The organism is Alphaproteobacteria bacterium LSUCC0719, from assembly GCA_040839025.1.
Lineage (GTDB): Bacteria > Pseudomonadota > Alphaproteobacteria > Puniceispirillales > Puniceispirillaceae > UBA8309.
Map to the genome: position 1 here is coordinate 125,685 of JBFPJN010000004.1, position 12,529 is coordinate 138,213.

The 12,529-nt window shown below is 57.1% G+C and carries 15 protein-coding genes; 11 read left to right on the forward strand and 4 right to left on the reverse strand.

The genetic code is table 11. The features are described from left to right. The first annotated feature begins 37 nt into the window (after nucleotides 1-37). The 5 genes from flhA to AB3X55_09190 are packed head-to-tail and all read left to right on the forward strand — an operon-like array spanning nucleotide 38 to nucleotide 5,329. On the forward strand, nucleotides 38-2,137 hold the full coding sequence (flhA, locus tag AB3X55_09170) for a flagellar biosynthesis protein FlhA (GenBank protein MEX0503752.1): 2,100 nt from the start codon (nucleotides 38-40) through the stop codon (nucleotides 2,135-2,137). Nucleotides 2,138-2,172: 35 nt separating this feature from the next. After that, a complete protein-coding gene (locus tag AB3X55_09175; GenBank protein ID MEX0503753.1) occupies nucleotides 2,173-3,342 on the forward strand; it encodes a hypothetical protein in 1,170 nt (389 codons plus the stop codon). A gap of 41 nt (nucleotides 3,343-3,383) precedes the next feature. Next, nucleotides 3,384-4,184, forward strand: a complete 801-nt coding sequence (locus tag AB3X55_09180; protein MEX0503754.1) for a P-loop NTPase — start codon at nucleotides 3,384-3,386, stop codon at nucleotides 4,182-4,184. Nucleotides 4,185-4,186: 2 nt separating this feature from the next. Next, nucleotides 4,187-4,909 (forward strand): sigma-70 family RNA polymerase sigma factor, encoded by a 723-nt coding sequence (locus AB3X55_09185; protein ID MEX0503755.1) that lies wholly within the window; start codon nucleotides 4,187-4,189, stop codon nucleotides 4,907-4,909. 9 nt (nucleotides 4,910-4,918) lie between these two features. Beyond that, the gene (locus AB3X55_09190) at nucleotides 4,919-5,329 is read left to right on the forward strand and encodes a hypothetical protein (GenBank protein ID MEX0503756.1); all 411 of its coding nucleotides are present in this window, start codon (nucleotides 4,919-4,921) and stop codon (nucleotides 5,327-5,329) included. 94 nt (nucleotides 5,330-5,423) lie between these two features. On the opposite strand, the gene AB3X55_09195 is transcribed toward AB3X55_09190, so the two are convergent. Next, nucleotides 5,424-6,203 carry a flagellar hook-basal body protein gene (locus AB3X55_09195; GenBank protein MEX0503757.1) on the reverse strand — a complete coding sequence of 260 codons (780 nt, stop codon included), beginning with the start codon at nucleotides 6,201-6,203 and terminating at the stop codon, nucleotides 5,424-5,426. A gap of 214 nt (nucleotides 6,204-6,417) precedes the next feature. On the opposite strand from AB3X55_09195, the gene AB3X55_09200 reads away from it, so the two are divergent. Genes AB3X55_09200 through AB3X55_09215 form a run of 4 tightly spaced genes read left to right on the forward strand, consistent with a single transcriptional unit; the run spans nucleotide 6,418 to nucleotide 7,943 of the window. Further along, nucleotides 6,418-6,789 carry a hypothetical protein gene (locus tag AB3X55_09200; GenBank protein ID MEX0503758.1) on the forward strand — a complete coding sequence of 124 codons (372 nt, stop codon included), beginning with the start codon at nucleotides 6,418-6,420 and terminating at the stop codon, nucleotides 6,787-6,789. Between the two features lie 13 nt (nucleotides 6,790-6,802). Continuing rightward, nucleotides 6,803-7,432 (forward strand): tetratricopeptide repeat protein, encoded by a 630-nt coding sequence (locus tag AB3X55_09205; GenBank protein ID MEX0503759.1) that lies wholly within the window; start codon nucleotides 6,803-6,805, stop codon nucleotides 7,430-7,432. Nucleotides 7,433-7,471: 39 nt separating this feature from the next. Beyond that, nucleotides 7,472-7,678 carry a translation initiation factor IF-2 gene (locus AB3X55_09210; protein MEX0503760.1) on the forward strand — a complete coding sequence of 69 codons (207 nt, stop codon included), beginning with the start codon at nucleotides 7,472-7,474 and terminating at the stop codon, nucleotides 7,676-7,678. After that, the gene (locus AB3X55_09215; protein MEX0503761.1) at nucleotides 7,662-7,943 is read left to right on the forward strand and encodes a hypothetical protein; all 282 of its coding nucleotides are present in this window, start codon (nucleotides 7,662-7,664) and stop codon (nucleotides 7,941-7,943) included. Before AB3X55_09210 ends, AB3X55_09215 begins: the two co-directional genes overlap by 17 nt. A gap of 6 nt (nucleotides 7,944-7,949) precedes the next feature. Here AB3X55_09215 and AB3X55_09220 read toward each other — a convergent pair whose 3' ends face one another. The 3 genes from AB3X55_09220 to ligA are packed head-to-tail and all read right to left on the reverse strand — an operon-like array spanning nucleotide 7,950 to nucleotide 9,964. After that, nucleotides 7,950-8,675 (reverse strand): 4-carboxy-4-hydroxy-2-oxoadipate aldolase/oxaloacetate decarboxylase, encoded by a 726-nt coding sequence (locus AB3X55_09220; GenBank protein ID MEX0503762.1) that lies wholly within the window; start codon nucleotides 8,673-8,675, stop codon nucleotides 7,950-7,952. 58 nt (nucleotides 8,676-8,733) lie between these two features. Next, on the reverse strand, nucleotides 8,734-9,573 hold the full coding sequence (locus AB3X55_09225) for a class III extradiol dioxygenase subunit beta (protein ID MEX0503763.1): 840 nt from the start codon (nucleotides 9,571-9,573) through the stop codon (nucleotides 8,734-8,736). Then, nucleotides 9,566-9,964: a protocatechuate 4,5-dioxygenase subunit alpha gene (ligA, locus tag AB3X55_09230; GenBank protein ID MEX0503764.1), complete on the reverse strand. Its 399-nt coding sequence runs from the start codon at nucleotides 9,962-9,964 to the stop codon at nucleotides 9,566-9,568. The genes AB3X55_09225 and ligA overlap by 8 nt, the downstream gene beginning before the upstream one ends. A 101-nt stretch (nucleotides 9,965-10,065) precedes the next feature. Between ligA and AB3X55_09235 the strand changes: the two genes are divergently transcribed. Continuing rightward, nucleotides 10,066-10,986, forward strand: coding sequence for a LysR family transcriptional regulator (locus AB3X55_09235; GenBank protein ID MEX0503765.1), 921 nt, complete (start codon nucleotides 10,066-10,068; stop codon nucleotides 10,984-10,986). A 136-nt stretch (nucleotides 10,987-11,122) separates the two neighbouring features. Continuing rightward, nucleotides 11,123-12,517, forward strand: a complete 1,395-nt coding sequence (locus AB3X55_09240; GenBank protein MEX0503766.1) for a mannose-1-phosphate guanylyltransferase/mannose-6-phosphate isomerase — start codon at nucleotides 11,123-11,125, stop codon at nucleotides 12,515-12,517. Nucleotides 12,518-12,529 lie beyond the last annotated feature (12 nt).

A 12,529-nucleotide genomic window follows, 5' to 3' on the forward strand; every position in this document is an offset into this window, starting at 1 on the left:
GCTCGACACAGGACGGCAGGGGTAACGCGTCATGGAAATGACACTTCAGCGACTGGGATTGGACAATTGGAAGAATGTGGCAAGTGGTGCGGTGCTGCCAATCGGCATCCTGGCGCTTGTCGCGATGATGGTGCTGCCACTTCCGGTATTCCTTCTTGATACCTTCTTTGTGTCCAACATTCTTGTCTCGCTGTTGATCCTGATGGTGGCGATGCACACCCAGCGCCCACTGGATTTTTCATCGTTCCCCAGCCTGCTGCTGATCGCCACCGTGCTGCGACTTGGCCTGAATGTGGCCTCGACCCGGGTGGTACTCAGCGAGGGACATAATGGTCCCGATGCGGCCGGCAAGGTCATCGAGGCGTTTGGCGAGTTTGTCATTTCCGGCAATTACGCTGTCGGTATTTTTGTCTTCATCATTCTGATCATCATCAATCTGGTGGTCGTGACACGCGGTGCCGGCAGGGTATCCGAGGTGTCCGCCCGCTTCACTCTGGACGCCATGCCGGGCAAGCAGATGGCGATTGATGCCGATCTGAATGCCGGAATTCTGACCAATGAAGAGGCAAAGCGCCGACGCGAGGAAATTGCCGAGGAGGCCGATTTCTATGGCGCGATGGACGGTGCCTCGAAATTCGTCAAGGGCGATGCGGTAGCGTCGATCCTGATCCTGGTAATCAACATTGTCGGTGGCCTGATCATTGGTCTGTCGCAACATGATCTGCCAGTCGATGTGGCGGCTGAAAACTATGTTCTGCTGTCGATTGGCGATGGTCTGGTCGCCCAGATCCCGTCGCTTCTTCTGGCCATTTCCACTGCCATCATCGTCACCCGTGTGTCGGCAACGCATGATATGGCTGAAAATATCGGCAAGCAGGTCAGCCTGTCACGCGCCTGGATCCCCGTGGCCGGCGTTCTGATGCTGATCGGGTTTGTTCCCGGCATGCCGAATATCATGTTTCTTGCCGCGGCGCTTGTCGCGGCCGGGGCCGGATACTGGTCCTACATGCGCGAGAAGCTGGCAGCCGCGGGACCAGCACCGGACAGCGCGCAGGCCGAGGAAGAAGACGCACGCCCTGACCAGATCAATCTTGACGAGATTGCCGACAACGCGCCGATCTCGGTCCAGCTTGGCTACGGGCTGATCGATCTTGTCGAGGAAGATGGAAGCGGCGCACTGACAAGCCGCATCACCGGCATTCGCCGGCAGGTATCGCGCGAACTTGGCTTTGTGATCCCGCCAGTGCGGATCCGCGATGATCTGACGCTTGATGCCAATGGCTATCGCATCCGGATCGGTGCCACCATTGTCGGCGAAGACAAAATCTATCCTGATCGCAAACTGGCAATCCCCGGGGACAACGCCCAGGTCAAGCTCGACGGCATCGAGGTCAAGGACCCGTCATTCGGAATGGATGCCATCTGGATTCCGACCCAGGCGCAACCGGAGGCCGAAGCACGGGGCTATGTGGTCGTACATGCCGAATCCGTCATGGCGACACATCTGTCACAGGTGCTGCAGAAATATGCCAGCCAGCTTGTCGGCCAGGATGATGTTCAGGGGCTGCTGGACAATCTGGCCCAGTCGGCACCGCATCTTGTTGAATCGGTGGTGCCAAAGCTGGTGCCGCTGCATAATCTGACGGCCATCCTGCGGGTGCTGCTTGACGAGCGGGTGCCGATCAGCGACCTGCGGAGCATCCTTGAAAATCTGCCGCCGCTGGCCGCACGCAATCTGAGCGCCATGGAGACAGCCGAGGCACTTCGCCCGGGTCTGGCCCCGCTGCTGATCCAGCAGATTGCGCCGCTCAACCAGGCACTGCCGGTGATCACGCTGGATTCCGATCTCGAACATATGTTGATCACCATGGTCCGCCAGAGTGGCGAGGAAGGGCTGATCCTGGACAACAATCTTGCCGAACAGCTGCTTCGCAAGATTTCGGAAAGCTCGGAAGCACTCAGCGCACAGGGACGGCAAGCCGTCATGGTTGTATCACCCGCCATCAGGCGTCAATTCTCGCAGCTGGTGCGCCAGCATATCGAAGACATGGCCGTACTGGCCTTCACCGAACTTCCGGACAGCCGGAAGATCGAAGTCGTTGCCACAATCAGTGGTGATGCCGGCAACGCCGGCTGATCCAGAGGCAAGACAGGACAAAGAGGGAGTTTGTCATGACCACCATCACAGTCACCGCCGCCGACACGGCACAGGCCATGGACAAGATTGTCGAGCGGCTTGGCGAGGATGCCTTGATCCTCGAGACAGTGAAACGCAACGGCCGGATCGAAATGGTTGCGACCGACGATCCGGAGGATTCCATGTCTCCGGCGACACCGGATGTACAGCCACCAGCCGCACCGCGCGCGCCGTTGGATCTTGAGATTGGTGGCGGTTCGGCCTTTACCGACCTGTTTGACCAGCAGATGATCAGCCGCGTCCGTGACCGTGACACCAAACAGACAAGCGCCGCCGAAAATCTGGCCGGAAGGGCCATTGAAGCCGCGGACAATCTTGAGGTTCTGACCGAATTGAAAAGCATCAAACGGATGCTGAAAGGCATGATGATCACGCGCCCCGAAGGGCTCGACATCTCGTTTGGTCACTCGGCGCCGGTGCGCCTCCATCAGGCTGGCTTTTCACCACAGGCGATCCAGGCAATGCACCATTATATGGCCGGGCTTGACGATGATGAGGCTGTCGTAGCCTTTATGGACGCGCTTGCCCGCAAAGTGGTGCATACGGATGTCGATTCCCTGTTCGGTTCGCGTCTGGTGCTTGTTGTTGGCAGTTCAGGGACCGGCAAGACGACGCTGGCCACCAAGATAGCCGCCTATTTCAAAGAACAGGGCATTTCCGAGCGGATGACGCTTGCCGCGGCCACCGGCCCGGGTGTCAGTGTGAATGAAGACATCAAATCCTATGCAAGGCTGCTCAACATGCGATCGCTGCAATGTGGCATCGGTGAATTGAAGGTGGCGATTCAGGAAACAAGCAATCGGATGATCGTCGATATCAACGCAACCCCGGAAGATGCCGAGGAAGCGGTGCGCGATGTGGTCAGGGTGCTTGGCGCTCACAAGGTGACCGTGGTTCAGGCCATTCCTGGAGGCAGCAGCGCGACAATGATTTCCCATCAATGCCGTCAATATGGCGGTCTGAAACCAATGATTGCCCTGACAAAGCTTGATGAATGCGAAGCCATGCCGGCAGAATTGTCGGCGCTTGCGCTTGAAGGGTGGGGTGTCGGGTTGCTGACAGGCACAAAAGCCATCGTCGGGGGAATTGCAATTGCGACCACGCCGATCTTGGCGCAGTATCTGCGTGAAAACGCAGACCACTGAGCCAGGCGCAGGAGCATAGAAAACAGGGAGACTCGGCTGATATGGCAAGGTCGATTGTGGTCGCGAGTGGCAAAGGCGGCGTAGGCAAAACCAGCATTTCGGTGAATCTCGGGCTTGCCATGGCACGCCAGGGACGCCGCACCGTTCTTCTCGATGCCGATTTTGGCATGGCAAATGCACACATCCTGATTGGCGCCAACCCGCAGAAGTTCATCATGGACGCGATGGATGGCGACGTACCGATGTCAGAGGTGCTGTGTGACGCACCTCATGGCATGAAATTCATTTCGGGTGGGACAGGTTTGCTGGAGATGCTTAATCTCGAAAAAACAAAGCGCTACCAAGCCATTCGCATGGTCGATGAGTTGCGCGACCAGACCGAGATCCTGATTGCCGATGCACCTGCCGGCGCCTCGGACAGCTCGGTATCCTTTGTTGCCGCCGCCGACCATGTTGTGATCGTTCTGGTGGGCGAGCCGACAAGCTTTCTCGATGCCTATTCGATGATCAAGGCGGCAAGTCTTGAGTCAAATGTGAAAAATTTCTGCATCGTCGTGAACATGGCCCGCAACGCCGAAGAGGCCCGCCAGCATTTCGAAAAATTCAACCAGACAGCGACACGCTTTCTGGATGTGAATCTGACATTTTCCGGGTGGCTGCCCCTGTCTGAGCGGATGCGACGTGCGGTTGTGAAGCGGCGTCCGATCGGTCTTGACGGGACGGACTTGCCGGAAAATATCGCCTTTCAGAAGATTTCAAAATCGGTCCTTGCATCACCGCGAAACCTTCATGGCGGCATCCGTTTCTTTGCTGATGAGGAGGCAGCCCTGGCTGGAACCTGATCATGCGCAACCAGTATCTGGAACAGAAACCCGACGTTGAAGAGCTGATCACCAGCCATATGGAGCTGGTGCGCCAGATCGCGTGGCACATGCGCGGATCGGTACATGCCTCAACGGAAATCGAGGATCTGATCCAGATTGGCTATTACGGGCTGGTGACAGCAGCGCAGAACTACACACTGCGCGAGGGCGCAACCTTCGCCAGCTATGCCGGAATTCGCATTCGGGGCGCAATTGTCGATTTCCTGCGCAAAAATTCCAATCTCTGCCGAACCACCATCGAGATGCAGAAAAAGGCCAACAGGGCCGAACGCGAACTGCAATCCAGACATGGGCGCAAGCCGACCACGACCGAGATGGCCAGCGAGATGGGCATTTCAGAAACCGAAATGCAGGAATGGGAACAGGCGTTCCAGGCCAACGTCCATCAATCGCTGGACAGCGTTTACGATGAATTTTCCATCTGGTTTGTGTCATCTGAAAACACACCGGAGGACAATATCAATGAAGAAGAGCTTCACGCCCAACTCAAGGAAGCGCTTCGCACCCTGCCTGAGCGTGAGGCGCTGGTCATACAGCTCTATTATGTCGAAGAGTTGAATGTCTATGAGATTGCCGAAGTGCTGGAAGTTACGACAGGCCGGGTATCACAGATCAAGAAGGCTGCCGTGACCCGGTTGCGGGAATTCCTGCAGGGTCGTGAAAGCCTGCTGATTGCCGGTTGACGACGACCGATGGGCGGCGACTGGCATCAGACAGACCAGATCGTGATGGCGGTTCAGACGGCCGAACTGCGCCAGGCGGGAGTCAATCACGCGCCTGAACTGCACCTGTCCTGCAACCTTGTTTCGATTGCACGCGGGCAATGCCTGCTGACACTCGTTGAACGTGACACCGCCGCCGGGACGCAGATCGGCAGCCTTGTGATAGAGGTCGACCGTCCGATGATGCGTGGCTCTGCCGGGATCCCGACAGCTTTGTTTGCGTCAATATGCGAACGGGTGGCGGCAACACCGCCCCGCCCCGTCTCGCTGACCCTTGATCTTGACACGCAGCTGGCTGTCAGCATCAAGGGCGATCTGCGGATCGATGCCGAAAAGACAATCGGCATTCAAGACATGGCTGTCAGCCTGCCGCTGAAATAACCGTCACAATTTTACAGATGTCCGGCATGCTGGCCTGCCACCGGCAGACCCGATGATCAGGCCGGCAGGCGGACCGCTTGTCAGCCCCGCGATGTTAGCCGATCAGCCGTTTTGTCACGTCGGCGGCAGACTGCATCAGCCTGCTTGAGGCGCTGAAGGCCTGTTGTGACTTCATCAGTTTCGTCAACTCGTCGGTGATGTTGGTGTTCGAAGCCTCGAGATGCCCCTGGATCACCTGACCAAAACTCTGGGTCATCGGGTTGCCAATGATCGGCGGACCTGATTTTTCAGTATCCTTGAAATGACCACTACCGATGGCTTGCAGGCCACCGAGATTGGCGAATCTGGCCAGCCCCACCTTGCCATTTTCGAAAATACGGCCATCGCCGTAAGTCAGCTTGATTGATCCGTCATTGGCAATCGTGATGGTATCAAGAAGCGTCTGCCGTCCCTGATCATCCACCAGCATCGGTGGAATCACGATCGGATCGCCATTGGCATTGACCACCTGCTTCTTGTCCAGCGTGACAAGCGTGCCATCGACTTCAAGCATGAACGACCCATCACGGGTAAAGGTGACTTCGTTATCCTCGGGATGTCTGGTGACAAACATGCCATCACCGCTGACGGCGATATCCAGCGAATTGTTCGTTACCTGCAGGGATCCCTGCTTGCTGTCCTGGCGGCGTGGCTGCTCATGAATCACGCCATATCCGACATTCAGCCCGGGAATGGGAATATCCTCAGCATAGGAATCAAGAAAACTGCCGTCGCTGCGTTTGAACCCGGTCGATCCGGAATTCGCTATATTGTTGGAAATGATGGCGATATCGGTAGTTGCCATCTTCATTGCGTTGCGAATCGTCGAAATCATGATGTCCCTCGTCGGCTTTTGACCGGGATAACTATTCAAATTCCATACCAATTCGCTGCGTTTTGATGTTTTTTCCCGCTTTGACCGCGCCCTGTGGCCATTTGCCGAGGTTACAGGTTGCGATTCCGGTCAGAAATGGCATCATAAGAGGCATCTAATTTATTTCTTCAGCGGGACGAGGGCCCGCAGCTGGCGGTGTGCGGAGTGGTCTGAGATGTCGGGTAATGCATTAGTTCCGGTGAATCCGACGCGCCCTCCGGCTATCAGGCGCGCCTCTCCGCGCTATAATCTGGTGTCCGAGAATGTGACATTCACCAGCCGCGACGATGTCCGCGAACGCCTTCCTGACATTCTCGGCAAGGCGCTGGCACTGATCTGGCTGGACAAGAAATTTTCCGACATGTTTGCCCGCAACCCGCAAGCCGTTCTTGAGGCCGAGGGCATTTTTCTGCCTGAAAACATGGCCATTGAGTTCCAGAAGCCCGGCACCGACAGGCCGCGGATCGTCGTGTATGAAAAGCGGCCAAACTCCAATTTCAAGCTTCGCGTCCTGTATCTGCAGCTTGTGATGATGGCAGGTCGCTAAGGTGACATCAGCGATGCCGAGAGCGTGGCGCCTGCTGATCATCAGTGTGATATCTTCCCTGATTGCCATCCTGCCGGGACCGGTTCTGGCCCAGATCGATACCAGTACCGCCACGTTCAACGAAGCGGTACAGGCGGTAAAGAACAAGAATTACCGGCATGCGGTAAAGCTGTTCTCGCTACAGGCGGAAAACAACCAGCATGATGCGCAGTACAATCTTGCGCTGCTGATGCAGGCTGGCAAGGGCACACCACAGGATTTCGCAACCGCCCTCACCTGGTCCTGGACGGCACAGCTTGGCGGAATCGAAGCCGCCGAAGAGCTTTCGGACGAGCTGACCGACTATCTGCCAGAGGGAATCATTGAGGAGGTGCGCAAGGCGGTGGCGGCCCGTATCAAGTCGCGGATTGATGAAGGTGACCCGGCGGCAATACCCCAATTTGCGACCTATCATCTGGTGATGCTTGAAGAACCCGATTACGAAACGGCCTATGTCTGGTTCTCGATTGCCACCGCGCTGGGTCTGGAGGGCGCGATGGTTGCCCGCGACGAGGCGCGCGAGAATGTAGATGAAGAGAAAATAGTCGAGCTTCAGCGCAAGGCTGGCACGATTTATGAATCGCTGGATGTAAAGCTGAACTAGCGCCTGTCAGGTGCCGATATATGGCCAAGGAGGCTGAATATGGATGTGAAAGTACACTGGATTATCGACGGCGTTGCCGAACTCGACGTCGAAACAATGGAAGAGGCCGAAACGAAGGTCAACGATCTGCTTCGTGACATCGTCGCCAAGAACCCGAATTTCGTGGAAATCCTCGGTGCCCGTGCCGTTCAGGGCAAGGCCTATTTGCCGGGCTCGGAAGATGACATCGATGCCCAACAGACCTGACCGACGTCATTTCATACGTTTGGCCGGCGCCGCCGTGGCAATTCTTGCCGCGCCACCGGCACTCGCGGCGGGGCGCACCTACAAGTCACAGAAAGAAGACAACCGCGTCCATCGCGAGCTGTGCCGGTTGCGGAAACGTGAATATGTGGACGGTGGGACCAATTGTATCTATGCGCGCCAGAGTGGCGGCAAGGATGCGGTGATCCGCGTCGACGGCTCGAAGGTTCGCTGCCAGTCAGAGTATCAGTGCAAGCGCGAAAAGTGAGTGCGGTCAGCGGCCCCGGCAATCAATGCCGTTGAAATCGCCAAGCGTTTCAAGATCATCGACATAGACAAGGCCGGCCTCGGCAAGCCGTTCGCGCATTCCATAGATATCCAGACCGAGATCACCGGCAGCAAGTCGCTGACGCTTTGCTTCCTCGCCGTCAATGCGCGCCTGCGCCTTTTCCATCACCGCCTCGGCATTGGCGCGCGGGACAACCGTCACACCATCATCATCCGCCGCGATGACGTCGCCGGGGAACACCAGCTGGCCAGCGCAGATGACCGGCACATTGACCGCACCGAGCGTGTTCTTGACCGTTCCCATTGATGAGACTGCCCGTGACCATACCGGGAAATCCATCTCCTGCAGGTCGGCGACATCCCGGACACCGGCATCGCTGATCAGCCCTTTTACCCCGCGGGCCTGCGCCGAGGTGGCCAGCAGATCGCCGAAATATCCATCTGTGTTTGGCGATGTTGTGGCCAGCACCAGAACATCACCCGGCTGACACAGTTCAATGGCCACATGCACCATCCAGTTGTCGCCGGGTGCTGCCAGAATTGTCACCGCCGTGCCGCCAATCCTTGCGCCCGGATAGATGGGCCGCAGGGCCGGATCGAGCAGGCCGGTCCGTCCCTGTGCCTCATGAACCGTCGAGGCGCCCGCCTGGCCAAGGCTGGTGGCAAGCACCGGATCGGCACGCTGAATATTCCTGACCGCAACATGTTTCATCACTGTCGTCCTCTCGCGGCGTGACGCCGACCCCTAACGCCGGCCCGTCCGGCAACTCTCAGTCATTTTCCAGAATGATACCACCATAGGCGGTCGCCGAGACAGGAATATGATACAGTCTGCACACTTCGCGCACCTTTTCGTTCAGCGCGCCACGCATCACATTCCACATGATCATCTCGATCCCCTCGGACCCGGCCTCGCGAATGAAATCGGTATGGGTCAGGCGCGTGTTCGCCATCGGATCATTGACCATGTTGTCCAGGAACATCCTGTCGAAATCCGGGTTGACGACGCCGGCACGCTCACCGCCAAGCTGATGCGACAGACCGCCGGTCCCCCAGATGCCAACCGTGATATCATCGGGATAGCTGTCGATGGCACGGCGAATGGCCTGGCCAAGCTTGTAGCAGCGAAGCGCTGTCGGTTGAGGATGCTGAATAACGTTCACGCAGAGCGGGATCACCTTTGTCGGCCAGACATCGGGCTGGTCATAGGCAATCGACATCGGCACCGTCAGCCCGTGATCCACATCGAAATCTGCTGTCACCGCCATGTCGAATTCATCCAGTATCAGACTTTCGACAAGATGCCAGGCAAGTTCGGGATGGCCTTCGACATCCGGCACCTTGCGCGGACCCCACCCCTCATCGGCAGGCCTGAAGCTTTCGGCGACACCCAGCATGAAGGTGGAATAATGATTCAGCGCCATCGACGTGGCATGGTCATTGAACACAATGATGGTCACATCCGGCGTGTTTTCGGCGTGCCATGCGCGCAGTGGCGCAAACCCCTTGAAAAGCTCGGCCCAATAGGGCTCGGCGGTCTTGCCGTTATCCAGTGCCGCACCGACACCTGGAACGTGCGACGTTCCCATGCCACCAATAAGTCTAGCCATTTTCAGACTCCCTTTTCGAGCGGTTGCCGTCAATCGGGCGGCCCCCATTGATCATCATTTCCTGGAATTCATCGAAGGTCATTGGTGGGGACGACATCTTGCCGTACATGACCTGTGGCGGCTGTTTGTCGTGGCTCACGATCTTGAAGGTGTAGTACACATTCGCGCCGAGCTGCAGCAGGCGGATATAGTCGCGGTCAAGGACCGCCTGACGCTGCTCGTCGGTCATTGGAAATTTCTGCAGATAGGCCATCTCGTCACGGGCGAATTCCTCACGGCATTCAGCCTTGTTCAGAGACATGCAGAACATGTTCAAATGATATCCCTTGCGGTAACTGCGGCTGTCGAGAACATAGGTTCCCGGAATGTCGTCATAGTCACGGCTGATCATCACGCCCCTCCTGCTGTTCACAGGGTGTTGAACCCTTGTTGGCCTCAACAGTAGCTGTTATGTTTTCCGGCACAAACAATTAATTTTTGAACTGTTCGTTCATGAAATGGAACATTGACGATCTTCCGGCTTTTGTTGCGGTGGCCGATCTTGGTGGCATTTCAGCCGCAGCGCGCCATCTGGGAGCCCCCAAATCAACTGTCAGCCGCATCATCACGCGGCTGGAGGATGATGTCGGCCTGCAATTGTTCCTTCGCGACACAAGGGCGTTACGGCTGACGCCGGACGGCACACAATTCTATCGCCATGCGCGCCGTATACTGGATCAGGTGGAATTCGCCACGGCTGAGCTGGCTGGCTTGCGTGAGACGCCACGCGGCGAACTGATCGTGGCGTTGCCGATGGCGTTCAGCCGGGAAATCGTGGCGCCCCATCTTGCCAGCTTCCAGAAAAGATATCCCGACATCCAGCTGGATATTCGCATTGGCAGCACCCAACCGGACCTGCTGCGCGATCAGATCGACCTTGCCGTCATTGTTGGCGCTGCGCCCGACTCCGATCTGATGCAACAGCGGCTGATCGAAACACCGCTGATCTGGATTGCCAGCCCGGCCGTTGCAGCAACCCTGCCTTCATCCTTCGAGGCAGAGCGGATCGGCGACATGATCACCGTTGTGGAAACCCGCTATGCCGGGGGCACAATCAAGGTGGGTGTGCCCTTGGGCGGGTTTGCCGAGGTAAAGCTTGATCCGGCCAGGCTTCTGCAGGTCAATGACCCGTTGATTGTCCGGGACATGGCAGCCACCGGATGCGGCCTGTGTTTTGCACCGCGGATCTATTGCGAGGCCGGGCTGGCCGATGGCAGGCTTGTGCAGATGTATGCGGACTGTCTGATTCATCAGGAATCCAGCCTGTCTCTGCTGTTTCCCGGCCATCGTCTGTTGCCCTTGAAGGCCCGCGTTTTCATCGATTTTCTGAAAGGGGTGTGCGGCCATCGATCCACATCCGTCACCATATCATGACCCATTTATCTGAATTATTTATCCGAACTTCTCTAAAACCGGACCAGGATATGGTAGCTTTTCACAGGATCGTTTATCAGAATCTTTGCCAGCACCGCTGTTGTCACGGCCTAGCCAGGAACACCTGTATTCTATCATGACCATCAGACCTGTCATTCTTTCCGGGGGATCCGGCACACGGCTGTGGCCCGCCAGCAGACGCTCGCTTCCCAAACAATTCATATCCTTCCCGGCAATAGGCAGCCTCTTCGGGCATACGCTTGACCGCGTTGCAAGGCTGGCGGACAGCCACAGGCCGATCATCATTTCCAGTCGGCAACACGGATTTCTATGCCGACGCGAAGCAGACAGAGCGGGCATAGAGGCCGACTATATTCTGGAGGAAACCGGTCGCAACACCGCGCCGGCAATCTATTTTGCCGCCCTTGCATGCGACCCGGACGATATTCTGCTGATCATGCCGTCGGATCACTGGATTGATGATATCGATGCCTTTTCGTCAATGGTGGCCCGTGCCACCGCGCCCTGCACGGCAGGACGTTGGGTAACCTTTGGAATCACCCCCGCCACGCCGGCGACAGGCTATGGTTACATTGAGGTGAAGGATCGCAATGAGGAAGTGATGAATGTCGCCTCCTTTACTGAAAAGCCCGACCTTGCCACCGCACAATCCTATCTTGAACAGGGCCGTTATTTCTGGAATTCGGGCATCTTCATGGTGACAGCCCGAACCTGTCTTGAGAGTTTTGCCGCGTTGCAGCCTGATCTGTGCCACCTTGCCGACAGGTGCTGGCAGTCACGGATTGTGCAGCATGACGAGACGATCCTGCCGCCCCGGGATCTGCAGTCCGTACCTTCGATCTCGGTTGATTATGCCATCATGGAACAGCAGGACAACATCGCGCTGTTGCCGTTTACCGGCAACTGGAATGATGTCGGAAGCTGGGACAGCCTGTCTTCGCTGATCGATGCGCAGACACCGGAGCCCGCAGACCCTGACCGCACCATCACTGTGGAGACAAGCAATACATTCATTCATTCCAGCGGCCGCACAATCGCCGCGGTGGGTGTCGAAGACATCATCATCGTGGATGATGATGACGCGACGCTGATTGTCGGCAAGGGTCATACCGAAAAGGTCAAGGCTGTCATCGACCAGCTGATTGACCTCGGCAATCCGGCTAGCACGGAACACAGCTTTGAATACCGGCCATGGGGCATGTTTGAAAATCTCCTCGACAGCAAGGTCTGCAAGGTCAAACGGCTGACCGTTGACCCTGGCCAGCATCTGTCGCTGCAATATCATCACAAGCGCTCAGAGCATTGGGTGGTGGTAAGCGGCACCGCAACCGTGCGGTGTGGCGATGAGACAATGACACTGGATGCCGGCCACTCCATCGACATTCCGCTTGGCACCCCGCATGCGCTTGGCAATGACACCAGCGAGCCGGTGATCGTCATCGAGGTTCAGATGGGAAGCTATTTCGGCGAGGATGATATTGTCCGGATCAGCGATCCCTATAATCGCTAGTCGTCTTGGCGG